This window comes from Lentilactobacillus buchneri (genome assembly GCF_018314255.1).
GTDB lineage: Bacteria > Bacillota > Bacilli > Lactobacillales > Lactobacillaceae > Lentilactobacillus > Lentilactobacillus buchneri.
Genome location: NZ_CP073066.1, coordinates 1,988,886 through 2,012,254, shown reverse-complemented (window position 1 = coordinate 2,012,254; position 23,369 = coordinate 1,988,886). Strand labels below are relative to the sequence as shown.

Annotated in this window: 23 protein-coding genes and 1 other annotated feature; of the genes, 1 reads left to right on the top strand and 22 read right to left on the bottom strand. The window is 44.8% G+C overall.

Annotated features, from left to right (window positions below; translation table 11 throughout):
* The 5 genes from hisG to KE627_RS09525 all read right to left on the bottom strand — a co-directional run bounded on the left by hisG (window position 1) and on the right by KE627_RS09525 (window position 5,412).
* Window positions 1-654: an ATP phosphoribosyltransferase gene (gene hisG, locus KE627_RS09545; protein WP_013727532.1), complete on the bottom strand. Its 654-nt coding sequence runs from the start codon at window positions 652-654 to the stop codon at window positions 1-3.
* Window positions 654-1,799, bottom strand: coding sequence for an ATP phosphoribosyltransferase regulatory subunit (locus tag KE627_RS09540; protein WP_056939007.1), 1,146 nt, complete (start codon window positions 1,797-1,799; stop codon window positions 654-656). The genes hisG and KE627_RS09540 overlap by 1 nt, the downstream gene beginning before the upstream one ends.
* Window positions 1,800-1,851: 52 nt before the next feature.
* Window positions 1,852-2,106: a binding site (T-box leader), on the bottom strand.
* Window positions 2,107-2,168: 62 nt separating this feature from the next.
* Entirely contained in the window at window positions 2,169-3,029 is an 861-nt protein-coding gene (hisJ, locus tag KE627_RS09535; RefSeq protein WP_013727530.1) for a histidinol-phosphatase HisJ, read from the bottom strand.
* Between the two features lie 106 nt (window positions 3,030-3,135).
* Window positions 3,136-4,173, bottom strand: a complete 1,038-nt coding sequence (locus tag KE627_RS09530) for a branched-chain amino acid aminotransferase (protein WP_013727529.1) — start codon at window positions 4,171-4,173, stop codon at window positions 3,136-3,138.
* A gap of 213 nt (window positions 4,174-4,386) precedes the next feature.
* Window positions 4,387-5,412 (bottom strand): branched-chain amino acid aminotransferase, encoded by a 1,026-nt coding sequence (locus KE627_RS09525; protein ID WP_013727528.1) that lies wholly within the window; start codon window positions 5,410-5,412, stop codon window positions 4,387-4,389.
* Between the two features lie 450 nt (window positions 5,413-5,862).
* Between KE627_RS09525 and KE627_RS09520 the strand changes: the two genes are divergently transcribed.
* Entirely contained in the window at window positions 5,863-7,134 is a 1,272-nt protein-coding gene (locus KE627_RS09520) for an ISL3 family transposase (protein WP_035181568.1), read from the top strand.
* Between the two features lie 299 nt (window positions 7,135-7,433).
* Here the strand turns inward: KE627_RS09520 and KE627_RS09515 are convergent, their stop codons facing one another.
* From KE627_RS09515 to mraY, 17 genes are all read right to left on the bottom strand, one after another.
* Window positions 7,434-7,778: a DUF1831 domain-containing protein gene (locus tag KE627_RS09515; RefSeq protein ID WP_056939136.1), complete on the bottom strand. Its 345-nt coding sequence runs from the start codon at window positions 7,776-7,778 to the stop codon at window positions 7,434-7,436.
* The gene (locus tag KE627_RS09510) at window positions 7,778-8,941 is read right to left on the bottom strand and encodes a cysteine desulfurase family protein (RefSeq protein ID WP_013727526.1); all 1,164 of its coding nucleotides are present in this window, start codon (window positions 8,939-8,941) and stop codon (window positions 7,778-7,780) included. The genes KE627_RS09515 and KE627_RS09510 overlap by 1 nt, the downstream gene beginning before the upstream one ends.
* An 18-nt stretch (window positions 8,942-8,959) precedes the next feature.
* Window positions 8,960-9,649, bottom strand: a complete 690-nt coding sequence (locus KE627_RS09505; RefSeq protein WP_013727525.1) for a 5'-methylthioadenosine/adenosylhomocysteine nucleosidase — start codon at window positions 9,647-9,649, stop codon at window positions 8,960-8,962.
* A gap of 11 nt (window positions 9,650-9,660) precedes the next feature.
* The gene (locus tag KE627_RS09500) at window positions 9,661-9,990 is read right to left on the bottom strand and encodes a hypothetical protein (RefSeq protein ID WP_013727524.1); all 330 of its coding nucleotides are present in this window, start codon (window positions 9,988-9,990) and stop codon (window positions 9,661-9,663) included.
* Window positions 9,991-10,003: 13 nt separating this feature from the next.
* The gene (locus KE627_RS09495; protein WP_013727523.1) at window positions 10,004-10,546 is read right to left on the bottom strand and encodes an NUDIX hydrolase; all 543 of its coding nucleotides are present in this window, start codon (window positions 10,544-10,546) and stop codon (window positions 10,004-10,006) included.
* 67 nt (window positions 10,547-10,613) lie between these two features.
* Window positions 10,614-10,823, bottom strand: a complete 210-nt coding sequence (locus tag KE627_RS09490) for a cold-shock protein (RefSeq protein ID WP_013727522.1) — start codon at window positions 10,821-10,823, stop codon at window positions 10,614-10,616.
* Between the two features lie 170 nt (window positions 10,824-10,993).
* Window positions 10,994-13,798, bottom strand: a complete 2,805-nt coding sequence (gene ileS, locus KE627_RS09485) for an isoleucine--tRNA ligase (protein ID WP_056939135.1) — start codon at window positions 13,796-13,798, stop codon at window positions 10,994-10,996.
* A 311-nt stretch (window positions 13,799-14,109) separates the two neighbouring features.
* Window positions 14,110-14,793: a DivIVA domain-containing protein gene (locus tag KE627_RS09480; protein WP_013727520.1), complete on the bottom strand. Its 684-nt coding sequence runs from the start codon at window positions 14,791-14,793 to the stop codon at window positions 14,110-14,112.
* Window positions 14,794-14,808: 15 nt separating this feature from the next.
* Entirely contained in the window at window positions 14,809-15,600 is a 792-nt protein-coding gene (locus KE627_RS09475; RefSeq protein WP_013727519.1) for a YlmH family RNA-binding protein, read from the bottom strand.
* A gap of 37 nt (window positions 15,601-15,637) precedes the next feature.
* On the bottom strand, window positions 15,638-15,913 hold the full coding sequence (locus KE627_RS09470; protein ID WP_013727518.1) for a YggT family protein: 276 nt from the start codon (window positions 15,911-15,913) through the stop codon (window positions 15,638-15,640).
* Window positions 15,914-15,938: 25 nt separating this feature from the next.
* Window positions 15,939-16,283 carry a cell division protein SepF gene (locus KE627_RS09465; protein ID WP_056939134.1) on the bottom strand — a complete coding sequence of 115 codons (345 nt, stop codon included), beginning with the start codon at window positions 16,281-16,283 and terminating at the stop codon, window positions 15,939-15,941.
* Between the two features lie 48 nt (window positions 16,284-16,331).
* Window positions 16,332-17,618 carry a cell division protein FtsZ gene (gene ftsZ / locus KE627_RS09460; protein ID WP_013727516.1) on the bottom strand — a complete coding sequence of 429 codons (1,287 nt, stop codon included), beginning with the start codon at window positions 17,616-17,618 and terminating at the stop codon, window positions 16,332-16,334.
* Between the two features lie 27 nt (window positions 17,619-17,645).
* Entirely contained in the window at window positions 17,646-18,950 is a 1,305-nt protein-coding gene (gene ftsA, locus KE627_RS09455) for a cell division protein FtsA (RefSeq protein WP_013727515.1), read from the bottom strand.
* 88 nt (window positions 18,951-19,038) lie between these two features.
* Window positions 19,039-19,821 (bottom strand): cell division protein FtsQ/DivIB, encoded by a 783-nt coding sequence (locus tag KE627_RS09450; protein ID WP_056939133.1) that lies wholly within the window; start codon window positions 19,819-19,821, stop codon window positions 19,039-19,041.
* Between the two features lie 24 nt (window positions 19,822-19,845).
* A complete protein-coding gene (gene murG / locus KE627_RS09445; protein ID WP_013727513.1) occupies window positions 19,846-20,937 on the bottom strand; it encodes an undecaprenyldiphospho-muramoylpentapeptide beta-N-acetylglucosaminyltransferase in 1,092 nt (363 codons plus the stop codon).
* Window positions 20,937-22,316: a UDP-N-acetylmuramoyl-L-alanine--D-glutamate ligase gene (gene murD / locus KE627_RS09440; protein ID WP_056939132.1), complete on the bottom strand. Its 1,380-nt coding sequence runs from the start codon at window positions 22,314-22,316 to the stop codon at window positions 20,937-20,939. The genes murG and murD overlap by 1 nt, the downstream gene beginning before the upstream one ends.
* A gap of 73 nt (window positions 22,317-22,389) precedes the next feature.
* Complete coding sequence (mraY, locus tag KE627_RS09435; protein WP_041805866.1) at window positions 22,390-23,349, bottom strand: phospho-N-acetylmuramoyl-pentapeptide-transferase; 960 nt, start codon at window positions 23,347-23,349, stop codon at window positions 22,390-22,392.
* Window positions 23,350-23,369: the final 20 nt, after the last annotated feature.

The following is a 23,369-nucleotide window of genomic DNA, read 5'->3' as shown; positions in this document are numbered from 1 at the left end:
TCACTCCTTAATTAATTTGGATTGGATCAGTTGATCGTCGGCCTTGGCGAGGCTGGCAATCAAGCTTTTGATTTGAGGTTGGTACTGGCGAAGTGCCAATCGATTAACCACGACTTTGGTGTTGACTGGCTGTAGTTTTGCGAAGACTTGGAGATTGTTTTCACGCAGGGTGTTGCCGGTTTCGACAATATCGACAATCGCGTCGGCCAGGCCAATCAATGGCGCCAGTTCAACCGACCCTTCAATTTTGATGATTTCAACGTCTTCGCCAATCCCTTGAAAATACCGTTTGGTAATGTTGGGATATTTGGTGGCAATTATTTTGCGCCGGTGGGCCTGGGGATTGAAATCTTTGGTTGATGCCAAGACAAACCGGCATTTGCCGACGTTGAGATCCAACATTGCGTATTGGAAATTTTCTTGTTCGGCCAGGATGTCGCTGCCAACAATCCCGATTTGAACCGAACCGCTGTTAAGATAGGTCAGGACGTCCGGGCCTTTAACCAGGATAATTTCGTAACGGGGATCTTCATCGAAAATCAGCCGCCGTTGCTTGTTGCGAATCCCCTCGCAGTTAATCCCAGCTGCTTCCAGTAATGGGACCACTTGATCTTCGGTTCGGCCTTTAGTAAGGGCAATTTTAATTCGTTCCATCATTTTTCACCTGCTTTTGTTAAATCAATGAGTTGACTGTTGGTACTGGCTGCCAGCCGTTTAGCAGCTTCAAAATCGTCGGTCAGACAGAGGGTCGCATTGGCGAACTTGGATAAAGCCGCTTCTGCCTCCTGCCATTGGTCGTCCTCAAAGAAGATCAGCGTGGTTGGTGTGTCATCAGGGAAGCTGGTCCGTTCGACCAAGGCATCAACGTCGAATGCCACCCCCACGGCAGACGTTTTGACATTTTGGAAATTGGTTAATAAGTCATCGTAGCGACCACCACTGAACAAATAGCCTGAGGATTTATCGGTAAAGCCGCGAAAAGCCATGCCGGTGTAATAGCTCTGTGGAGAAGGAATGCTTAAGTCCAAGGTAACGTTGACTTTGGGGAATAACTCTTGGATGAAGGCCGCCGTTGATTTTAAGTGATTAACGATCCCCGCCAACTCCTCAATCGGCGGTAATGTGTCAACGACTGTCATCACCTCATCAAAATTGCCAAACAACCACGGCCATTCATTGACGAACGATGAAAACGGTGTTTCTGCCAGTGGATGTGCGAGTTGGTTGTACTTGCTGAGATCTTTGGCGAACAACGCTTGCTTCAAACCAGCTTTGGTGGGCTCCGGCAAATCCAGCCGATCAATCAGCACATCAACAAACTTGGCATGACTGAGTTCAATCGTGACATTTTCGATGGCCATGTCCCGACATCCTGCTAAAGCAACTTCCAGACACTCCCAATCGGCTTTCAAGCCCTTGTACCCAACAATTTCAATTCCGGCCTGAGTTAATTGGTTATAACTTCCGGATAACTGCTTCTTTACTCGGAAAACGTCGCCGCCGTAATACCATTTCACTGGCAGCTCAATGCCGGTCGTACTCATGACTCGGGCAACCGGGAGGGTCAAATCGGGCCGTAAAACCAGTGGTTCGCCTTGCTCGTCCAATAATTGGTAGGGACGATAATTTTCGGCATTCAGAGGTTGAAAAACATCTGAATATTCTAAAACCGGGGTGGTTAACTTACGAAATCCCCGCCGCCGAAAGCCCTGAAAAAGTTTATTTTGAATCGTTTCTTTGACTTCCGCTTCCGTGCCAAACTCGTCACGGGTGCCGATTGGTAAATTCTTATTTTTCATAACTGTCACTTCCTATTTCGATAAAAAAAGTCCTCGAAAACTGTATTCAGTCTTCGAGGACGCCTTAAAGTCGTGGTTCCACCTCAATTTGCCGCTACCTCACAGTAGTCGGCCTTACGTTGCCAATATCTAGTCATCCTCTGATAACAGATACGGTAACCCTGATAACGCTAAACATGCGAACCGGCCTACTTGGTTCAACCGGTTAGTTCATAGATGTGTGTTCGCCAGTGTAAAATGTGCCTTTTCAGCAATGGCACTCTCTTTTAAATTACCACTGGTTACTTTTTCTAATCAAAACTTTATTATATTAACTTTTGCTTTATTTAGTTTCATATACTATCACCAAACCATCGATTGTCAAGCGATTTATTCAACTAATGAAATCACGCCATTGTAACCCTGACCGACTTCGGCAATACTATGGGCATCACTGCCATAAACAAATGGAATGTTTAACGATTTTGCCATCTGGATAACTGAATAGGACGGGTACTGCTCATTACAGTAGGGCTTGTACAACCCGGCAGCGTTCAAATCCAGTTCACGGTGTTGACCGCTAACCGCCTTGAGAATTTGATCAACCAGTCTTAGATTGTTCTCAGAAAAGTTACGATCCAAGCCAAAATAATCTTGGAATTTTTTAACCAAAGTCATGTGGCCAATCCGGTTGGGAGTGTACGGACCCAAGTCAGCATTCACGGAGGCCAGGACGGTTTGAAAATAATGCTCATATAGGACTTGTGAGTCGGGATACTGACTCAATAATCCGGCCTGGAAATCTTCCACAGTATCATCGACACACCAGAATTTATCGTTTGCCCCTTGCATGAAGTGAACCGACAAAATATTATCAGTTGTTCGCGGGCCGTATTCGTTCAAAAAGTCGCGAGTCCAATCGACAAAATCAGGCAAGAAGTCAACTTCAAAGCCAATGTTGATTTTGATTTGGTCCGCATACTTGGCCTTCATTTGGTTGGCTTTTTGAAAATAAGCGTCCAAATCAGCGGCCGCCATTGAGGCCTCCGTGAGTCCGGTTGTTTTCCCGGCATACTTATCAGCCAGTCCTTCGGGCAACGGGGCATGTTCGGTAATACTGTATTCTTCAAAACCCAGCTTGATCGCTTTTTGAATCATTAATTCCACATCATCCCCACTTCCATGGGGACAAAATTCTGTGTGGGAATGACCTTCTCGTTTGATCACAATGACCATCCTTTCATAGACCATCGACTAACCTGGTGTGTAGCAAATCGCCAATTAAAACACAAAGGGCCGGGCAAAACCGTTCGTTTTGTCCCAGCCCTCTTTTCTGGTGCCATCATTTGTTAATCAATTAAACTTCGACTTTTTGAATCCAAGCTTCTGGAGCTTCCACATCCCCAAACTGAATGCCGGTTAGTTCGTTGTAGAGTTTCTTGGTAATCGGTGCAACTTCTGTTTCACTATAAAAGACATGTAAGTTGTCCTTATATTCAATCCCGCCAATCGGTGCAATCACCGCGGCCGTTCCCATGGCGCCGGCCTCTTCGAATCGATCTAAATCGTCAATGAAGACGTCACCTTCAACGGCCTTTAACCCAAGTCGGTGTTCCGCCAGATACAACAGTGAATATTTGGTAATACTTGGCAAAATCGAATCTGATTTTGGTGTGACAAACTCATTGTCTGCGGTAATCCCAAAGAAGTTGGCTGACCCCGCCTCTTCAATCTTGGTATGGGTTGCCGGGTCCAAATAAATCACGTCAGAATACCCGGCTTTGTGGGCTTGGTCACCGGGCAGCAAACTGCCGCCGTAGTTGCCACCAACCTTGCTTTGACCAGTGCCATGAGGCGCAGCCCGATCATAGTATGAAGTCGTGAAATTGGTTGGCTTCAGACCACCCTTATAGTAAGCCCCAACCGGCATGGCAAAAATCGTGAAGATGTATTCATCAGCCGGATGAACGCCGATGTTACCACCAACACCAATCATCAGCGGACGCAAGTAAAGAGTTCCGCCCGTTCCGTATGGTGGCACATAGTCGGCATTGGCAGCGACCACTTTTTTAACCGCTGCCACAAATTTATCTTCCGGAAATGCCGGCATCAATAAACGGGCACAGGATTTAGTCATCCGTTTGGCGTTTTGATCCGGCCTGAACAAATTAATACTGCCGTCCTTGGTTCGATAAGCCTTCAAGCCTTCGAAATCAGCCTGACCGTAATGAAGCCCGGTCGAGCCCTCACTGATGTGTAAAGTACCATCTTCAGTGAGTTGACCTTCATCCCACTGACCATCCTGATAATGCGCTAAGAACCGATACGGTAAGTCCATATAATCGAAGCCTAAGTTTTCCCAATCAATTTCTGTTGCCGGTTTTGCTTTTGCCATAGTGTCCCTCCTGAGGATATGTAGTAAATAGTTGTCATCGGTCTAACCATTTTCTAATATTCTAATGTTTGCCAGAAAAAATGTCAAACACTTTCCAAGGGATTCGGCGGTCAAAAAAGTGAGACAAAAATATTGTTTGTCTCACCTGAACTTTTATGATTTTAAATATTACCTTGCGGAAACGTGGAAACTAACCGCTTTAAGTCCCACTCTTTATTCAACCGGAACAACCCAGCCATATTTATCTTCAACATCACCTGACTGAATCCCAAATAATGTATCGTAAAGCTTTTGTGTAACGGGTCCCGGCTCGGTTTCACTGTAAAAGACGTGCTTTTTACCATTGTTGGTTAAAGAGCCAACCGGTGAAATAACCGCAGCCGTCCCCATGGCACCAGCTTCAGTGTATTCATCCAAGTCATTGACATCGATGTTGGTTTCAGAAGGATCTAATCCTAAGTCTTTGGCAATTTGCAAGATCGATTTCTTGGTAATTGACGGCAGGATTGAATGAGATTTTGGTGTGTAGAACTTGCCGTCCTTGCCAATTGCATAGAAGTTGGCACCGCCAAATTCATCAACGTATTTATGTTGACGTGGGTCCAAATAAAGTTCGCCGGCAAAGCCGTTATCTTTAGCTTCCTTAGCTGCTAACAAACTTCCGGCATAGTTACCGGCAGTCTTAGCCTGACCGGTACCAGCGTAAGCAGCCCGGTCATATTTGCTGACCATGTATGGCATTGGATGAAGGCCTTTAATGTATGCACCAACCGGGGTGGCGTAGATGTGGAAGGTGTAAGTTGACGAAGGTGAAACGCCAACCAGTGGTTCGGTTCCAACCATGAACGGACGGATGTAAAGCGAGCCGCCCGAACCATAAGGTGGCACAAAATCAGCGTTGGCTTTAACAACTTCTTTAACGGCTTCAACAAATTTATCTTCGGGATATGGTTCCATTACCAAACGTTTGGCAGAATTCGTAAAGCGCTTGGCGTTCATGTCAGGACGGAAAAGTTGAATTCGGCCGTCCTTGGTACGATAGGCTTTCATCCCTTCAAAAACTTCCTGACCATAATGCAAATCTTCAGCAGCTTCGTTGAAAGTCAGTGTTGAGTCGGTGGTTAACCCGCCGTTTTGCCACTTGCCATCCTTAAATTCCTCGTTGTAACTGTATGGTAAATCACGATAGGCGAATCCAAGGTTGGTCCAATCTAAATCTTCTAACTTTTGTTTTGCCATGTATATGTGTCCTCCTTAAAATATTGATTAAGCAGGTGATAAGCGTTGTAACTAAGTATGGTTTCTACAATTCAGATATGTAAGAAATCATCAGACGAACGTGAAACACAAATTGTTCATAAGATCATCACTTATCCGTTTATCATCATATCTTAATTATAATCTAATTTATCGCTTTTACGTGGACGTGTCAATGTTAATCTTGGAAAAAACAGTGTCCCCCGCTTATATGGCCGGAAGCTGCTGATGGGGGCAAGATTCGACTAGGTAGAATGGCAGACTGTAAAAAGGCCCAGGCAAAATGAGGTTCTACAATATCTGTTGTTGGTAATAGATTTTTATCTATTACTGATGACAGATTTTTTGTTTATCATTAGAATAAAAAAGCGGACATCTCCCGTCCGTTAACTTGCTCCCACCACAGAATTAAGTCAAGAAAGGAAATGCCCTATGTCAAATGATACTACGAAAATGTTGTTAGGAATAGATGATGAACACTTAATAATTGAGGAAGGACAAGTGGGTGATGATGGAGTGATTCGATTGGTGGGGTCCCTAAACTACACCCCCAAGGCATGCCGCAATTGTGGGATTATCAATGATCACCAAATTATTGGCTATGGTTGGCGGAAGACCACCATTAGATTCGCAAAAACATTGGGCAGCACCGTTATCCTGTGTCTCAATCGGCGAAACTTTCACTGTAAGGCTTGTCATACCAATTTCCTGGCGCAGACGAATGCGGTGCCGAAACACTGCACGATTTCAAATACGACCCGCAAACAATGCTTAGAAAAACTGACCGAACCGGTTTCGCTCAAACACATTGCCGATGAGTTATCCACTTCGGATTCATTCGTTGGTCGGCAGCTCTTGCGCGCTGAACGGGACTTTCAAACCAACTGGCACTATTTACCAAAAGTTCTCCTCATGGACGAAGTTAAAAGCACTAAGAGCGCCACCGACGCGATGAGCTTTGAATTTATGGATGCGGAAACCCACGAATTGATCGACCTGTTACCCTTTAGGACCATCTATCAGCTTCAAAAGTATTTCCAGCATTACGACCAGGCTGCGCGAGAAAATGTGAAAATTATCGTCACCGATATGAACTATACCTATCCCAAATTGGTGGGGCAGATCTTTCCGAACGCCATCGTTGTCATCGATCCGTTCCACTTGGTTAACGCTTTAAATCGAGCTTTTAATAAGACGCGGGTGCGCCTCATGAAAACCCTGGCGACTTCCTCACGCGAGTATCACGCCCTAAAACGCTATTGGAAACTATTATTAACGCCGGAAAATCACCTCAACTACGAAGCTTTCCGTAAGTGGACAAACTTCCCTTATCCAGCGACTGCCACTGATGTGGTTGATGCTTTATTGGACATTGATCCCGAGCTCAAGCAAACTTACAACGTGATGAATCGGTTACGTGAAACCATCAAAAACCGTGATTGGCCCAACTATAATCAAGTATTCCATCACTTAGAGGGCTGCTCGGAAGAGATGTTGGCAACCCTCCAGACCCTAGCGACTCATCATGATGAAATTGGCAATACCTTTACTCACCATTACACCAACGGGCCCTTAGAAGGTTCAAACAACAAGATTAAAGTCATTAAACGCACTGGATTTGGTTACCGAAACTTCTTCAGATTCCGGCTAAGAGTGCTGTTCGCTTTTCGAGTTCATACAAAAAGAGCTCTAATCACCAAGTGATTAGAACTCCAATATTTTGTTCACCAACAACAGTTGACGAAGAACCCAAAATGATTAGTTTTGCCCGGGCCCAACGATTGAATGTTGCAAATTGGGTTTGTTTGATTGTGATGTACAATTACTTGTTTAAATTGGTGGTTGGCCTTTTCCTCCCATATAGTGTTTAGTTCACTGTTACTCAGCTGAAACGTGTTCCGAGACCCAGGGCCCTACCACATAAGCAATTAAGGCCAACGACGAACAAAAAGCGTTCGTCATTGGCCTTAATCACTTATGTTCCGGGCCCTAACCGGCTCTCGTCACACTCTTCTTTTTAGCACACCCCTATCAATCAAATCGTTAATAATAAATTGATATTGCTCGACACTTGGTTGGGTATCCGGATTCTTGAAGATGTTGACTTTTTCCAGACCATTTCCCGTGGTGATCGCCATTCTAAAACCACTTAGATCCTTATCAACCTTCATTTTGAATTTATAGTTGGCATTATACGGCGATGTTGGGTCTAATGACTTTTCCAGTGAAAAGACACCGGTCTTGCCCTCAATAAATCCCAAATCACGCAGTGTGAACCGTTTAACGTTATCCCTTAGTTCATACACTGTATCATCACCGTTAACCTTACCTGTTTTTGCGAATGCCATTACATCTTTACCCCCTTGGTTTTGACCCGATTAACAATCTTGGTAATTGCATCTACCAACTTATCCAGGTCCTCAGTCGTATTGTAACGCCCAAAACTGATTCTAATCGACTCACTAATTCTTGGGCTATCCTTGCCGTACATTGCCACCAAAACGTGCGATGGCTCGATACTACCAGCCGTACATGCTGATCCGCCGGAAACCGCAATTCCTGCCAGATCCAGATTAGTTTGCATCACATAAGTCGAGATGCCTTTAAGCCAAATATTGAAGACGTGGTTCAAATTATCCTCGGTGATTCGACCGTTGACCTCGAACTCGACTCCGTTTTGCTTCAATTTATCAGCGATATACTGCTTAAATTTCAAATATTTGGCTTGTCGGTGCGCCTTCTCTTCTGGTGTGATCGTTTGGACCGCCTTGGCAAATCCGGCAATTGCAGGAACATTCTCAGTCCCGGCACGTCGCTTTTCCTCTTGGTCGCCGCCCTTAATTAAACTAGGGAAATTCACCCCTTTACGCCGGTAGAGAAAACCAATCATCTTAGGACCATTAATCTTGTGTGCCGATGTCGACAGCATATCAATATGGTCACGTTGAACATCGATATCCAACAAACCATATGCCTGCACAGCATCCGTATGGAACCAAGCCTGATGGTCCTTCAAGATTTCACCGATTTCATGAATTGGCATAATTGAACCAACCTCATTGTTTCCAGTCATGATGGAAACCAGGATCGTCTGATCGTCCAAAGCAGCCTTAAAGTCGTCTAAAGAGATGTTGCCATACTCGTCAACGGGAAGATAGGTAACCCGAAAGCCCATTTTCTCCAAGGCCTCACACGGCCTGATAACGGCTTCGTGCTCAATGGCGGTTGTGATAATGTGATTGCCCAGTGACTTGCGGGCAATCGCAGTTTGGGTAATCGCCGTATTGTCGCTTTCAGAACCGCCACTGGTAAAGACGATGTCGTCTGGATCAGCGTTAATGCTTTTAGCAATCACATCCCGGGCATTTTCCATGACGGCTTTGGATTCTCTCCCCAGGCCGTAAAGCGTGGAAGCGTTACCGTAAATGTTTTTATACTTATCCATTAATTCTGTGTATACTTCATCAGAAACCGGGGTAGTTGCAGCATTATCAAGATATATCTCTTTCATTATTTTCACTCCTTAAAGTCACTCGTTCTTAAAGAGGTCAATCAACATCTGACCGGACTTTTTGCCGGCCGTGATGATAAATTTGTCAAAACTGACTTCTGCCTCTTCATCACCAACGTCAGACATTGCCCGGATAACCGCATATGGCACTTTGTTTTGATAGGCCACTTGGCCAACAGCTGCCCCTTCCATTTCAGAACACAGGGCATCGGGAAAGTTGTGCTTAATTTGAGCAATTTTGTTTGAATCGGCAATAAATTGGTCACCGGAAACGATTAACCCCTTGTGGGCAGTCACGCCACTTTGTTGGGCCGCTTTGACAATCTTGTCAGCGAGTTCCTCTGAGGCTTTAAAGCGGGCGGGAAAGCCGGGCAGCTGGCCCATTTGGTAACCGGAAGTGGTGACATCCACGTCATGATAGGCCGTCTCGGTCGAAACAACGATGTCACCGACCGATAAACCTTCACCGATGCCACCGGCTGAACCCGAGTTAATCACGGCATCCACGTGAAATTCATTGATCAGAGTTGAGGTCGTGATGCCGGCTTGAACTTTACCAATCCCTGATTTAACGATGACCAGTGTTTGGCCGTGAATTGTTCCCAAATAATAATCAGCATTGCCGTAATGCTTGGTTTCTTCGCCAGACAAGGCTTCTTTTAAGATTGCCAGTTCTTCGTCCATTGCACAAATAATTCCGTAAGTCATTCAAATTCTCCTTAATTTACAAAAAACAACACTAAAAAAACGATCACCATCAATAAAATTAAGATTGTGATTGTCCAATTCAGTTTGCGGTTAATCCGGTGCCAACGCGGCGTTTTGAAATCGTCATCTGCTGGATGATTTTCACGTGCCCGCGTCGTTTCCTGAGGTTCAGGCGTCGCTTCGGAAACCGGCTGTTGGTGTTTTCTTGCATATTCGCGTTCGACTTGAACCCGCCGTTTGTCGCGGGCCTCAAAGTCTGCTTCCTGCTGTAATTTTAATTTTCGATACTGTTCTCGCGTTAACGGTTTTCCGTCATTTTTGTGATTATCATCGATCGCCAAGTTAAATGGTCACCTACTTTTGCATTAACTGCCAATATTGAATGGCAGTAATGGTCTTTGCATCTTGAATCTCGCCATCCGCAATCATTGCCACAGCTTCATCCAGCGTTTTTTCAAACACTTCAAGGAATTCACCTTTGTCCCGCGGCAATTGATTGGCAACAGGTTTCAGGCCTTCGGCAAGGTATAATTTCATGTATTCGTCAGAAAAGCCGACTGACGAGTAAAAGCCATAGAGTTCTTTGATGGTGTTGGGAACATAACGGATTTCTTCGTTCAATTCCCGAATGACGGTGTCGTGAAAATTAGCATCCCGTCCGTCTACTTTTCCTGCCGGAATCTCAATGGTGGTCTTTTTAGCCGGTGCCCGCCACTGCTTCTCAAGAATAATTTTATTATCGTGAGTGAGGGCTAAGATCCCGACCGCTCCGGAATGGTGGACAATTTCTCGAAATGATGTCTGTCCGTCAGGCAGCTTAACTGTCTGTTTTTCAACGTTGATAATTGCGCCATCGTAGATCTTCTCTGTGCCAATTACTTTTTCTTCAAAGTCCAACTCGATCACCTTTTTTAGTTAATAATATCATTTTACAAATAATACCGGGTCATTGCAATCAAGACGGCTAATCTTCGATCACGTGCGCCTTGGCAGCTTGCGGTCCCTTTTGTCCGGCAACGACAACGTATTCTACCGGCTTGCCAACTTGAATGGTGCCGTATTGATCTTCAGGAAAGGCATTTTTGAAGAAGAACAGATCGTCTTCACCGCTGTCTTGGGTAATGAAACCAAATGCATTTTGTGGGTTGTAACTTTTAATTTTTCCTTTAAGCAAAATATCCTCCAAGGTGTTTGGCACAATCTGTGAGCCAAAGCACATTTCAATTAATTAAAACACAAAAATAAGACTACAACATTTAAGTCATAGTCTCATTTTAATGTTTAATCATGAAGATTGGAACAGCTTTTGATGAAATTTAAACGATCAACGTCTCAAAGGCCGCTTTACTTTTCCTCAAAACCTTCAGTTGCGGTTTCAGGGAACTGGTCACGGACAATTTGGGCACAGGATTGACAGAAGGTTGGGTAGTCACTGTCTGCACCAACATCTTGGCGAACCAAACGGCAGCGTTCACAGGTCTTGCCTTCAGCGGGTTCAACTGATAATGCCAAGCCGTCGCTATCAAATTTCGTACTGTCATCAGGTGCATCAGCAAAGTCCTTCATCGTCAATTGAGAAACCATCAAAACAGTTGCCAAATCGGTCTGTAAACTGTCCATCAAGTCAGCCACTTCACTGGTTGCGTAAATCGTCAAAGCGGCTTCGGATGACTTACCAATCTTCTTGGCGTCACGAGCCTCTTCAAGAACCTTCAAAACGTCATCACGATAGCTTCGGAATTTCGTCCAGTTGGCCAGGATTTCAGAATCGTGGTCGTACTTCTTGGGTTCCGGAATATCGGTTAATTGAACAAATTCTTCGGGTTCGTGGAGGAAGCCCCAAATTTCTTCAGTGGTATGAGGCAACACTGGAGTCATTAACTTGGTTAAGCCAACGGCAATCTCATACATGACCGTCTGCATCGAACGGCGTTTGTGACCGTCCTGCTTGTCAATGTAGACAATGTCCTTGGCGATATCCAGATAGAATGCGGACAAATCATTGGTAATAAATCCAACAACCTTCTTGTTCCAGTCCAGGAAGTCATATCGTTCCATATAGCTTCTGGTATCGGCTAAGAATTTATTGAAGAGCACCAGCATGTATTGATCTTGAGATTCCAAGTCGTCAAAGGCAACCGTATTTTCTTTGGGATCAAAGTCTGACGTGTTGGCCAACAAGAATCGCATCGTGTTTCGGATCTTCTTATAAGAATCAGAAACCTTGACGAAGTTCTCGGTACTTACCCGCACATCAGCTGAAGTATCAACGGAGGTAACCCACAGGCGGACAATTTCAGCCCCCATCTTCTTAATCACATCGATTGGTGCAATGGTATTACCAAGTGACTTACTCATCTTATGGCCATTGCCATCAAGGGTAAATCCTTGGGAAACGACTTGCTTGTAAGGGGCTTTACCAGAAACCGCAACACTGGTAATCAAACTGGAGTTAAACCAGCCACGGTACTGGTCCGAACCTTCAAGGTACATATCAGCCGGATAAGTCAGCTCTTTACGTTCTTCAAGCACCCCTTGGTGGGAGGAGCCTGAATCAAACCAAACATCCATGATGTCATTTTCTTTAGTGAACTTTCCGTTTGGTGAATGCTCACTTGTGAAACCATCAGGTAATAAGTCCTTGGCATCCTTTTCAAACCAAATGTCAGAACCATACTTTTCGAACAAATCAGCTACATGGTTAACGGTCTCTTCAGTAATGATTGCTTCACCATCTTCGCCATAGAAGATTGGCAGTGGCACACCCCAAACCCGCTGACGGGAGATAACCCAGTCGCCACGGTTTTTGATCATGTTGGATAGTCGAACCTTGCCCCAATCAGGGAAGAATTGGACATCGTCCAATGATTTTAAGATTTCATCTTTAATCTTATCAACAGATGCAAACCACTGAGGCGTTGCCCGGAAGATGATCGGCTTTTTGGTCCGCCAGTCAAATGGATAGCTATGCTTCAACGGCATGTAGTGAAGCAACAACTTAGCGTCCTTTAATTTATCCAAGGCAATCTTGTTGGCATCATCATAGAAAACGCCGGCAAAGTCTTCACCGGATTCTTTAGTCAAGTAGCCTTTGTCGTCAACTGGCGCAAAAATATCCAGACCGTATTGACGGCCGATATTAAAGTCATCTTCACCATAACCAGGAGCGGTATGGACTAATCCGGTTCCTTCTTCAAGGTCCACGAAATCGCCCAACATCGTTAATAATTTACGACTATGATCAAATGGATGTTCTGCCAAAATGCCTTCAAGGTCTTGGCCTTTAACGGTCTTGATCGTCTTGACGTTGGTCCAGCCAATGAGATCGGCGACTTTATCAACCAACTCAGTGGCGATAACAAATTTCCGAGTTTCGCCTTCAGGCTGAACAACTGAATAATCAAATCCGGCATCCACGGTAATTCCTTCAGAAGCAGGAATGGTCCATGGCGTAGTTGTCCAAACCACCATGTAGGTATCGTCATCCAAGACACCTTTACCATCAACGACGTGTTCACCATAAAAAGCGGTTGGTGAGGTGATGTCATGATATTCAACCTCGGCTTCAGCGAGGGCAGACTCTGAGGACCATGACCAGTAAACTGGTTTTTTACCTTTGTAAATCAAGCCACGTTTAGCGAAGGCGCCAAACAACCGAACTTCTTGGGCTTCAAATTCTGGCTTCAAAGTGAGGTATGGATCGTCCCAGTCACCTGAAACACCCAGACGTTTGAATTCTTCTTTTTGTCGGTCAACCTGTTTCAACGCATAATCCCGACACAATTTACGGAAATCATTGGTCGACATCTTCTTCCGGTCATATCCGGCTTGCGTCAACTTTTGTTCAATTGGCAGGCCATGGGTATCCCAACCTGGAACGTAAGGGGCCCGGTAACCTGTCATGGATTTGTATCGAACAATGATATCCTTTGAAATTTTGTTCAACGCATGGCCCATATGAATGTCACCATTGGCATATGGAGGCCCATCATGAAGGACAAATGTTGGTTTGCCCTCGTTTAATTTTTGTCTTTGTTGATAAACATCGTTGTCTTCCCAAGCCTTTTGACGATCGACTTCTTTAACAGGAAGATTACCACGCATTTTGAACTTTGTTTTGCCTAAGTTTAATGTATCTTTTACCCGCATTGCTGGACTTCCTTTCATGGAGATATTTAGTGGAGTGATGATGTGTTGATGTTGAGAAATTTGGTTGGTGGATGAAGTTTGGGTAGTATTGCTAAAACGCAACCCTCGTCGCACTCTACAAAAAAAGACCCCGTCACAAGGGACGAAGTCTTCGCGGTACCACCCAATTTTAGAATTTAAAATTCTATCTCTTCAGATAATCGATTTATGTACTAGAGGTGATCGATTTACCGGTTGGTGACTGCTGAACTCCCACTATCTTCAGCTCGCTGTTGTTTCAGCCAATAACTTTCTTTTCTCTAATCGATTAATTATTCATTTTGTGTGCGACCATCTGGATAAATCACGACGGTCTGGTTTGAATCATCCACAGTAGCCGGTGTTTCTTCAACATCTGCAGCGCCATTACTCTGTTTAGTTTCAGATTGTACCCCTGGGTTTCCAATGTTGTCAAGGCTACCAACAACTTTTTCGATATCTTCGTAAGTTGTGGTTGGCTTTTCTTCAACCAAGCGATCCCAATCAGACCCTTTGATGACTTCGAGCTGGCTTTCCAACATGACTTGAAGTCGTTGACGGAATACCCTGGTGTTCTTCTTTAAATCATCTGTTTCAATCGCTAACTTCTTAGCGCGTTTTGAAGCTTCTTCCAAAACGGCATCCGCCTTTTCGTTGGCAGCATTCAAAATATCGTCAGCCTTTTTTTGAGCTTCACGGCTGGTAATTTCAGCTTCCTTCTTCGAATTGGTTTTAACCTTATCAGCAGCTTCCTGGGCAACCAAGATGGACTGGTTCAAAGAATCTTTTAAATCGTTAAAGTAGGAAAGTTTGTCCTTAGCTTCGTTTAGCTGAGAGTTCAAATCCTTGTTCTCCTGCAAAACGATCTGATAATCCTTGATGACTTGGTCAAGAAAATCGTTAACCTCATCAACATTGTAACCTCGTAATTTTGTCGAAAATTCCTTGTTATGAATATCTTGTGGGCTTAATACCATAATGATTCAATCCTCCTATTTATTTCGATTATATACTTTTAATCCGATCCGAATCTTGCCTTTTTTAGTCATACCGGCAATGTCTTGGACAACCAGTCTGCCGAAACCGCGAACCGAAATAATATCCTGAATGGAAATTTCAAGATCCGGTCGGTTGGCATCTTCCCAATTGATTCGAATCATGCCGCCTTCGATCAATTCCTTGGCATGATGACGGGAAATGTGGAATCCTTCACTAACGAGTGCATCGACCCGCAAAGAAGCAACGGTTGTCGTTAATTCTTCACCTTCATCAACCGGCGCAATAATCTCCTCAGGCTGAATTTGTTTCAACTTGATTTTGATCTTGCCGATCCGGTCAACTTGTGATTGAACATAATCGGCCATCTCAGATTCACACATAAATTGCCAATTCAAACCATCGGTGACAATATCGCCGATGACATCTCGATCAATGCCGCTTCCCATAATCGATCCCAGAATTTGTCCGTGGGATAACGTGGCAAATTTACTGGGATAGTCAATCTGGAAAGCCGTAATATTGTAATCATCGGCCTTGGGAACAAAGTAATCCGGAAAGGCAACCGCTCGTTTTAATTCAGCTGAGGGATACCCACCAAAAGTTTGAAATGAGACACCCTCGTATCTGTTGACGATTGTTTCAAGTATATAAAGCTGTCTAGGATTTAAAAAATCAGTAAGGATCGGTCGATATTCATTCGCAACCCTGCCGCTCAAACTGTCGATTGACTCTAAAAAAGGCAATTCAGCCTGTCGATAGTGTTGCGAAACATTCGAGTCTACCAAGATATTTCCCCCTCTGGCTGAAATGTCCATACCCCAATTAGTAGCCGATTAACAATTGTCCAAGATAGTTGACGCCCATTTGGACGAACGTCAGCACCGCTAATGCAACAATCGGAGCGAGACTAATCATCCCAATCGTGGCAAAATTAAACAAGCTTTCAAATGGTTCAACAATCCGAGCCAAAAATCGGCCAATTGCTGTTCCATAAGCATTCGGGAACCAACTCATCAGGGCATACACGACAATACACAGCATATAAATGTTGATAGCCTTGTCGATAAACCAAACTGCATACATAACAAATGTGACCAATAGGTTGCTCCTTATTTTCTCGAGATTACTCAGTTACTTGAAATTTCTTCGGTGAACAAATGAAGATGTTCCTACCGAGCCGATTGATTGATCCGTGAATGGCAAACAAAACACCGTTCAAGAAATCAACCATCCGGGCAGCGGAATTGTTATCCAATTTATCCAATTTGATGATGACCGCACTGTCCTCCAATAGTTTTTGGGCGATGGTGTCAACATGGGTATAATTAACGGGTTCAAAAACAACAATGCTGCTGGTTTCTAGTTCTTGTCGATTCATCAATACAACGTTGTCCGCCGGCTTATCAATTTGATTTTCTGGTTGGTCTGTATCCATCCCAAAAAAATTAGCTAAATTAAATTTTGGCATTTCGTGTCCTTTCACATTTCACCAAACATCGGCACCGGTCAGCTGATGTTACTTGCCCCGACGACGGTGCTTGAAGAATGGTGGAATGTCGTCTTGTGAATCATCACTGGTATCTGGTCTTGTATCGTCAGAATTAACATCAGGTTGGAAAGGATCGAAATCCTTTTTCTCAACGTCGCTAAATTCATCCTGAGCAGCAGGACGAGTTGGCGCTGGTTGTTTTCTGATGTCCCAATTACCAAGTGGATCACTCTTAGCATTTGAAGAATCCTGTGATTGATTGGTTTCTGGAGCTTGACGGTCTGAATGTGGCCGGGCAGTTGGCTGTGGACGAGCAGAGCGGGTCCGCCGTGTTGACATCCGATCCTGTTCAGCCTTTTTCTTATCAATTCCGGTGGCGATAACCGTCACGCGGACCTCGTCACCCAAGGTTTCGTCAATTGACGTTCCGAAAATAATGTTCACATCGCTCGTCGCAGCCTGTGACACAATGTCAGAAGCATCTTGGGCTTCAAACAATGATAAATCTGGTCCGCCGGTGATGTTCAATAATACTTGTTCAGCACCATCAATTGAAACTTCCAACAATGGCGAAGAAATTGCTTTCTTGGTTGCTTCGGCAGTCCGATTTTCACCGTTAGCAGTGCCGACACCCATCAAAGCAGAACCTTGATCCTGCATGGTGGTCTTAACATCGGCAAAGTCCAAGTTGACGTAGCCAGGGCTGGTAATCAAGTCTGAAATTCCTTGAACCCCTTGGCGCAAGACATTGTCGGCTTCCTTAAAGGCGTCCATCATTGGTGTCTTCTTGTCAACCATTTCAAGTAACCGGTTATTGGAAATAACGATTAAAGTATCAACATTCTCTTTTAGTTGAGCAACTCCTTCATCGGCATATTTTGCCCGACGTGGTCCTTCGAAACTAAATGGACGGGTAACCACACCCACTGTGAGTGCACCCTGGTCTTTAGCAATTTTAGCAACAATTGGTGCAGCACCATTACCGGTACCACCACCCATTCCGGCCGTCACGAAAATCATGTCAGCACCTTCAAGTGCTTCAGTGATTGCTTCTTCACTTTCTTCAGCAGCTTTGGCACCAACGTCCGGGTTGGAGCCGGCTCCCAAACCACGTGTGAGTTTGGGTCCCAATTGAATTCTGGTTTCGGCTTTTGAAGTTGCCAAAGCCTGAACATCGGTGTTGGCAACGATAAATTCAACACCTTTTACATCTGAGTTAATCATCGTGTTAACGGCATTACTTCCCCCACCGCCAACGCCGATAACTTTTATGTTTGCACCATGGTTATCGGTGGAATCTAATGAATATTCCATAATTGTCTTTTCCCTCCGTTTAAGTGCTTAATCAAAGAAATCACTAAAGAAATTCTTGATTCCTTCACCGCGTTTTTTCTTCTGTGTCGGTTTCTTGGTCTTCTTAGTCTTCCCAGCTGCAGGCATTGGTGTCTGCTCAGGCTGACTCAACTTAGGCGCTTTGGTCAATGTTGCACCAACGGCCGATCGAACAATCATATCAACGTCTGCCAGATCGGCAAAGTATGACACTAGTGAAAGTGCAGCTGTAAACGATGGGTGTCGCAATCCCATCTGATCAGGAATATAGACCCTGACATTAGTGTTGAATTGGTCAGCGGCTAATTCGGCAATTCCTGGAAGTGCAGCCACACCACCAGTCAGAACAATTCCACCTGGCAAATCAAGCGCTTGAATCTGATTCAAACGATCTTTGATCCGATCAAAAATCTGGCTTAAACGCGCTTCGATCACTTCTGCGAGATAACGCTCGTCGATGTAAGTTGGTTCTGATTGGCCAACTACTTCAACTGGAAATTCATTATCTGCCGATGCCTGCAATGAATCGGCGTAACCGTAATCACGTTTGATCTTTTCAGCATTTTCCATTGATGTATTTAAAACAATTGAAATGTCTTTAGTAATAAATGTGCCGCCCTCAGGATCGGTTGTGGCATATTTTAATTGATGATCATGAATGACTGAAGCGGTTGTTTGTCCGCCGCCAAGATCCACAATAATCGTCCCAAAGTCCTGTTCACCGTCATTTAACACCACGTGGCTTTCAGCCAGAGGCGTTAAAACAGTTGAAATAATATTCAAACCGGCTTTATTCACGGCCTTTTGCAGGTTGTGCATAATGCCTTTTGAACCGGTAATTAACTTACCGCGCATTTCCAGACGAACGCCGACCATCCCCCGAGGGTCTTTGATGCCGTCGAATCCGTCAACAATGAATTCTTCCGGCTGAATATCAATTATCTCTCGTTCTTGTGGCAAACTGGTGCCAAGTGCGGATGCCGCAACGTTTCGGACATCTTCCTCAGTGATTTCACGTGATTGATCATCCAAAGTAATTAACCCATTGCATGGCTCAATCCGTAACATGTTCGCCGGAACACTTACAATCACGTCTTTAATCTCAATACTTGCTTTTTCTTGAGCTTGATTTACAGCACTCCGAATTGCGTCTGCAGCTTGGTCAATATCAACGATCACACCACGGCTCAATCCATTTGAAGGCTGATTTCCCACACCAATAACGTTCAATTGCCCTTTTACTTTTTCTGCAACAATTACTTTTATTGAGGTAGTTCCTATATCAAGTCCCACATATAAACCCGAATTATCCATATATGTAAGGAACCTCCACATCTAGAATATTTTCTGAACATAACATAAGTTTAACACAATCATAAACATCGAAAAAGATTAATTAGCTCTAATAGCCCTGTACACTGGTCGTTTTTGTTGAAGTCTGTTTTTGGGGGATTGGGTACGAATAGGCGCCGACCTCCAAATTGATGACACTTTTGACTTTCAGCTTGGAACTGATGCTTGGATAGTAGTCCATTTTGTCGCCAAATGTACTGATTGACGCATAGACTTTGTTGCCGTCACTCATCTGAATAAAAATTCGATCGGGGTTACTCTTAGTCGGTGAAAAGCTAATCGTGTTCATAACTGCGCGAACCGGTGGACTGATTCGTCGGTACTGTTTGATCGTCCGCCGCAGTTTTTTAGGATTTTGAAATTTCTTCAGAACCGGAAAACCGGCCTTGGGATTCAAAACTTTCCCCTTAATAATCACGCCGCTCTTTAAAATTGGCTGATAGCCGCCGTGAACGAAGAGATAGCCAATCGTTGGATATTCCTCGACTTTAATCTTCACCTGATTAAAGTTGACCAGCTTCATCTTCACCGATTGCATCCGTCTGCTGCGTTGTTTGAGGGATTGGGCAAGCTTGTCCGTTTTCCCCCAGACAGCAAACAGTGACGTTCCCTTCTTAACAGGGGAAAAAGCCTTGATTTGTTGATCGCTGACAATCTCATTACCGGAAACGGTGACCTTTTTCACGCGACTGTATGACGAGATCATAAAGATCATGACCAACAAAATGATGGTAATCAGCATCACCAACGGCCACATTTTTTTGACGTTCCTATTTTGGAAATCGCGAAACAATCCTCCGTGATTCTTCCCATTTTGGTCTTGTGCTCCCAACGATCTCTACCCCCGATTATCAGACTACTTGGTCAGTGTTCTGGCTAAATTCAAAATTTCGTCAGCGGAATCAACGACGCCGAGCTGCTTTGAATTCTCTGCCATTTTCTCACGTGCCGTTGAATCGTGCATCAACTGATCGACGGCCTTTAACAAACTTTTAGGATTCAAATCTTCCTGTTTGATCATCAATGCCGCGCCGCGGTTAACCAAACTCATCGTGTTCTTGGTTTGATGATCAGCCGTGACATATGGACTTGGAATCAAAACGGCTGGAATCCCCAGGGCCGTTATTTCGGCAATGCTGGTAGCTCCTGACCGACCGACAATCAGCGAAACTTTCGGTAAGACTTGCGGCATGTTGTTTATGTACGGCAGAATTTTGAAGTTACTGCTGATCCGCGTTTTATCCAGCAAATTCATCACGTTTTGATAACGCTTTTGACCGGTGACGAAAACCACTTGGTACTGGCGTTTGTTAAACTCGCTGACAGCGCCGATCACGGCCTTATTAATTGCCGGTGCCCCCTGGCTGCCGCCGAAAATGAGAACGGTCGGTTCACCATCTTGCAGCCCCACATCGGACCACTTGAAAGTACTCTTCATATTAGCCACTTGCTGGGCGCGGGGATTGCCAGCGAAGACAACTTTTTCTTTAGGAAATTGACTGGCTGCCTCATGAAAGCCAATCGCAATCTTGTCCACATAGCGACTCAAAAATTTGTTGGTTAATCCAACCGCACTATTTTGCTCATGGATCATGGTTGGGATGTGGGCTTTGGCCGCGGCATAAACCACTGCTCCGGAAACATACCCGCCTGTTCCAATGACCACGTCAGGCTTAAAGTCTCGAATGATCTTTTTGGATTCATGCACGCTCTTTAGGAACAACGCCACCGTTTTGAAGTTCTCCAATGACAGCGACCGCTTGAACCCTTGAATTTCCAAGGCAACAAACTTGATTCCCTGCTCGGGAACGATGGAACTCTCCAGGCCTCGCTGAGACCCGACATAGAGAACTTCTGAATCAGGTTCCTGTTTAAGTAAATCCTCGGTAATTGCCAGTGCCGGGTAGATGTGACCGCCGGTACCGCCACCAGAAATGATTAAACGCATTAGTGCCCCTCCTGCTTATTCGTCAATTTCTCCACATCTGCAATATAACGATCGCCACGCTCCTCAAAGGTCTTGAACTGATCCCAGCTGGCGTTGGCTGGTGAAAGCAACACAATGTCGCCTTCATCACTAAATGAGTATGCTGCTGGAACAGCTTCATCGATATTATCAACTTTTTGAATATTTTGAATGCCGGCCTTCTTCAGGGAGTCTTCCAAAAGATCGGCAGTTTCGCCAAATAAGACTGCAGCCTTAACATGTTCCTTAAATTGCGGAATCAGTTTGTCAAACGTATAACCGCGGTCAAGTCCACCAGCCAATAAAACAACTGGTTTGTCAAAACCTTCAAGGGCCATCTGAGTCGCCTCAATATCCGTTGCCTTGGAATCGTTGTAGAACTTGCGGCCGTTGGCTTCAAGAACAAATTGAAGCCGGTGGCGAACGCCGGTGAACGTTTCCAACACATTGGTGATTGCCAAATTGGATTTGCCCAGCACTTTTGCACAGGCAATTGCCGCCAAGGCATTCTCAACGTTTTGCTTTCCGGGAACTTTGATATCCTCGGCATTCATGATGAATTCGTCGTTGTAATACAGCTTGCCGTTCTTCTCGTAAGCGCCCTTGTCAATCTCAGTTGTTCTGGCAAAGGGAACGACCTTAGCAGCACTGCGTTTGCTTAAGCCGCGCCATTCATCAGAATCAAAGTTGACCACAAAGAAATCTTCAGGCGTCTGATTCATGGTGATCCGCATTTTGGCATTCACGTAATTTTCCCGGGTTTTATGGTAGTCCAAATGGTTGGAGAAAATATTGGTCAAAACGGCCACATGTGGGTGCAAAGTCTTAATTCCCAGCAGCATAAAACTGGAAAGTTCCATCACGATCGTATCGTCGGCCGTCGCCTTCTTGGCAGTTTCGGTCGCAGAAATGCCAATATTACCGGCAGCATAGGCATGCCCTTTGGCACGTTCCTGGTTAAGGATTTCAGTTATCATGGTGACCGTTGTGGTCTTACCGTTACTCCCAGTCACACCAATGATTTCGGCATCGGTGATTTGTGAAGCCAGTTCAACTTCAGTAATGATTGGTAGATGGTGATCGACGGCAGCAGCTACAACCGCGTTATCGTATGGAATACCAGGATTTTTCACCATAATGTCAAAACCATCGTCTAAGATGGCCGGATCCTGTTTACCAGTAACCGTTTGAATGCCGGCGTCCTGCAGCTCAGCGACTTCAGGCAGTTCAGAACTGGGTTTGGAATCACTCAAAACAACTGTTGCCCCCAATTCTTTTAAGAGTTCAGCAGCGTGGGTGCCACTTTTACCAGCACCCAAAACCAATACTTTCTTATGATTATAATCATCAATTTTTTTCATTTTACTCCCTCGTTTTTCATCATATGAATAGTCAAATAGGCTGGATACAAAACCAGCCGTTTTGTCCCAACCTCTATACTATCGTCATCACACTAATGGCGGATGCCACCAAGGCAATCAGCCAGAAAACGATATCAATCTTCCATTCTGACCAGCCGCTCATTTCAAAATGATGGTGAATCGGCGTCATCTTGAAGACCCGTTTACCAGTCAGTTTGAACGACCCCACCTGAATAATCACACTGGCCGTTTCGCATACGTAGATAATCCCAATGATCAACAATGAGAACTCGTGGTGAACCAGCACGGAAACGGCTGCCAAGGCTCCGCCGAGAGCCAGCGACCCCATATCTCCCATGAAGATCTTGGCTGGTTTGTGATTGAAAATGAAGAATGCCAACAAACCACCGACAACCGAGAAACAAAAGACGGCCACTTCCGTCTGCTTTTGAACGGCAGCAATAATCCCGTAGGCCGCAAAGGAAATCGTTCCCAGACCAGCAACCAGTCCATCCAACCCATCGGTCAAATTAACAGCATTGGAAAAGCCAACCAGCCAAAAGACAATGAACAAAATGTACCAATAGCCTAATCGAAGGTCGCCGCCAAACGGGATTTTAATCGCCATTGGAAAGCCTTCGTGTATGTATACCACCGAGAAAATCACGGCGGCCACAATTTGTCCCAGCATCTTCTGCCAGGCCTTTAATCCTTCATTCTGACGCCGAAACAGTTTAATACTGTCATCCCACATTCCAAGGAGACCATAGGTGATCAGGACAAACAGTAAGATGAGAAGCGTCGGGTTCAACATCCCTTTTGCCCCACCGAAGACCAAGTCGGATAAGACGATCGCAACGATGAACAAAATGCCGCCCATCGTCGGTGTGCCAGACTTCTTTTCGTGCCACGAAGGCCCCTCTTCTCGAATCATCTGACCTTCATGTCGGCTTCGGAAATATTTAATCAAACTTGGCATAAAAATTGCCGTTATCACAAATGTACTCAATAAAGGTGTTAACCAATTACCCATAGTCGCCATTTACCATCCTT

Excerpts from the sequence above, each read along its gene's own strand:
- KE627_RS09530 (WP_013727529.1), bottom strand. The coding sequence starts at position 4,173 with ATGGCAAAAGCAAAACCGGCAACAGAAATTGATTGGGAAAACTTAGGC.
- KE627_RS09505 (WP_013727525.1), bottom strand. The coding sequence starts at position 9,649 with ATGACTTACGGAATTATTTGTGCAATGGACGAAGAACTGGCAATCTTA.
- ftsZ (WP_013727516.1), bottom strand. The coding sequence starts at position 17,618 with ATGGAATATTCATTAGATTCCACCGATAACCATGGTGCAAACATAAAA.
- KE627_RS09465 (WP_056939134.1), bottom strand. The coding sequence starts at position 16,283 with ATGCCAAAATTTAATTTAGCTAATTTTTTTGGGATGGATACAGACCAA.
- KE627_RS09520 (WP_035181568.1), top strand. The coding sequence starts at position 5,863 with ATGTCAAATGATACTACGAAAATGTTGTTAGGAATAGATGATGAACAC.
- KE627_RS09540 (WP_056939007.1), bottom strand. The coding sequence starts at position 1,799 with ATGAAAAATAAGAATTTACCAATCGGCACCCGTGACGAGTTTGGCACG.
- KE627_RS09515 (WP_056939136.1), bottom strand. The coding sequence starts at position 7,778 with ATGGCATTCGCAAAAACAGGTAAGGTTAACGGTGATGATACAGTGTAT.
- ftsA (WP_013727515.1), bottom strand. The coding sequence starts at position 18,950 with ATGGATAATTCGGGTTTATATGTGGGACTTGATATAGGAACTACCTCA.
- mraY (WP_041805866.1), bottom strand. The coding sequence starts at position 23,349 with ATGGGTAATTGGTTAACACCTTTATTGAGTACATTTGTGATAACGGCA.
- KE627_RS09510 (WP_013727526.1), bottom strand. The coding sequence starts at position 8,941 with ATGAAAGAGATATATCTTGATAATGCTGCAACTACCCCGGTTTCTGAT.
- KE627_RS09480 (WP_013727520.1), bottom strand. The coding sequence starts at position 14,793 with ATGGTATTAAGCCCACAAGATATTCATAACAAGGAATTTTCGACAAAA.
- hisG (WP_013727532.1), bottom strand. The coding sequence starts at position 654 with ATGGAACGAATTAAAATTGCCCTTACTAAAGGCCGAACCGAAGATCAA.
- murG (WP_013727513.1), bottom strand. The coding sequence starts at position 20,937 with ATGCGTTTAATCATTTCTGGTGGCGGTACCGGCGGTCACATCTACCCG.
- murD (WP_056939132.1), bottom strand. The coding sequence starts at position 22,316 with ATGAAAAAAATTGATGATTATAATCATAAGAAAGTATTGGTTTTGGGT.
- KE627_RS09525 (WP_013727528.1), bottom strand. The coding sequence starts at position 5,412 with ATGGCAAAACAAAAGTTAGAAGATTTAGATTGGACCAACCTTGGATTC.
- hisJ (WP_013727530.1), bottom strand. The coding sequence starts at position 3,029 with ATGGTCTATGAAAGGATGGTCATTGTGATCAAACGAGAAGGTCATTCC.
- ileS (WP_056939135.1), bottom strand. The coding sequence starts at position 13,798 with ATGCGGGTAAAAGATACATTAAACTTAGGCAAAACAAAGTTCAAAATG.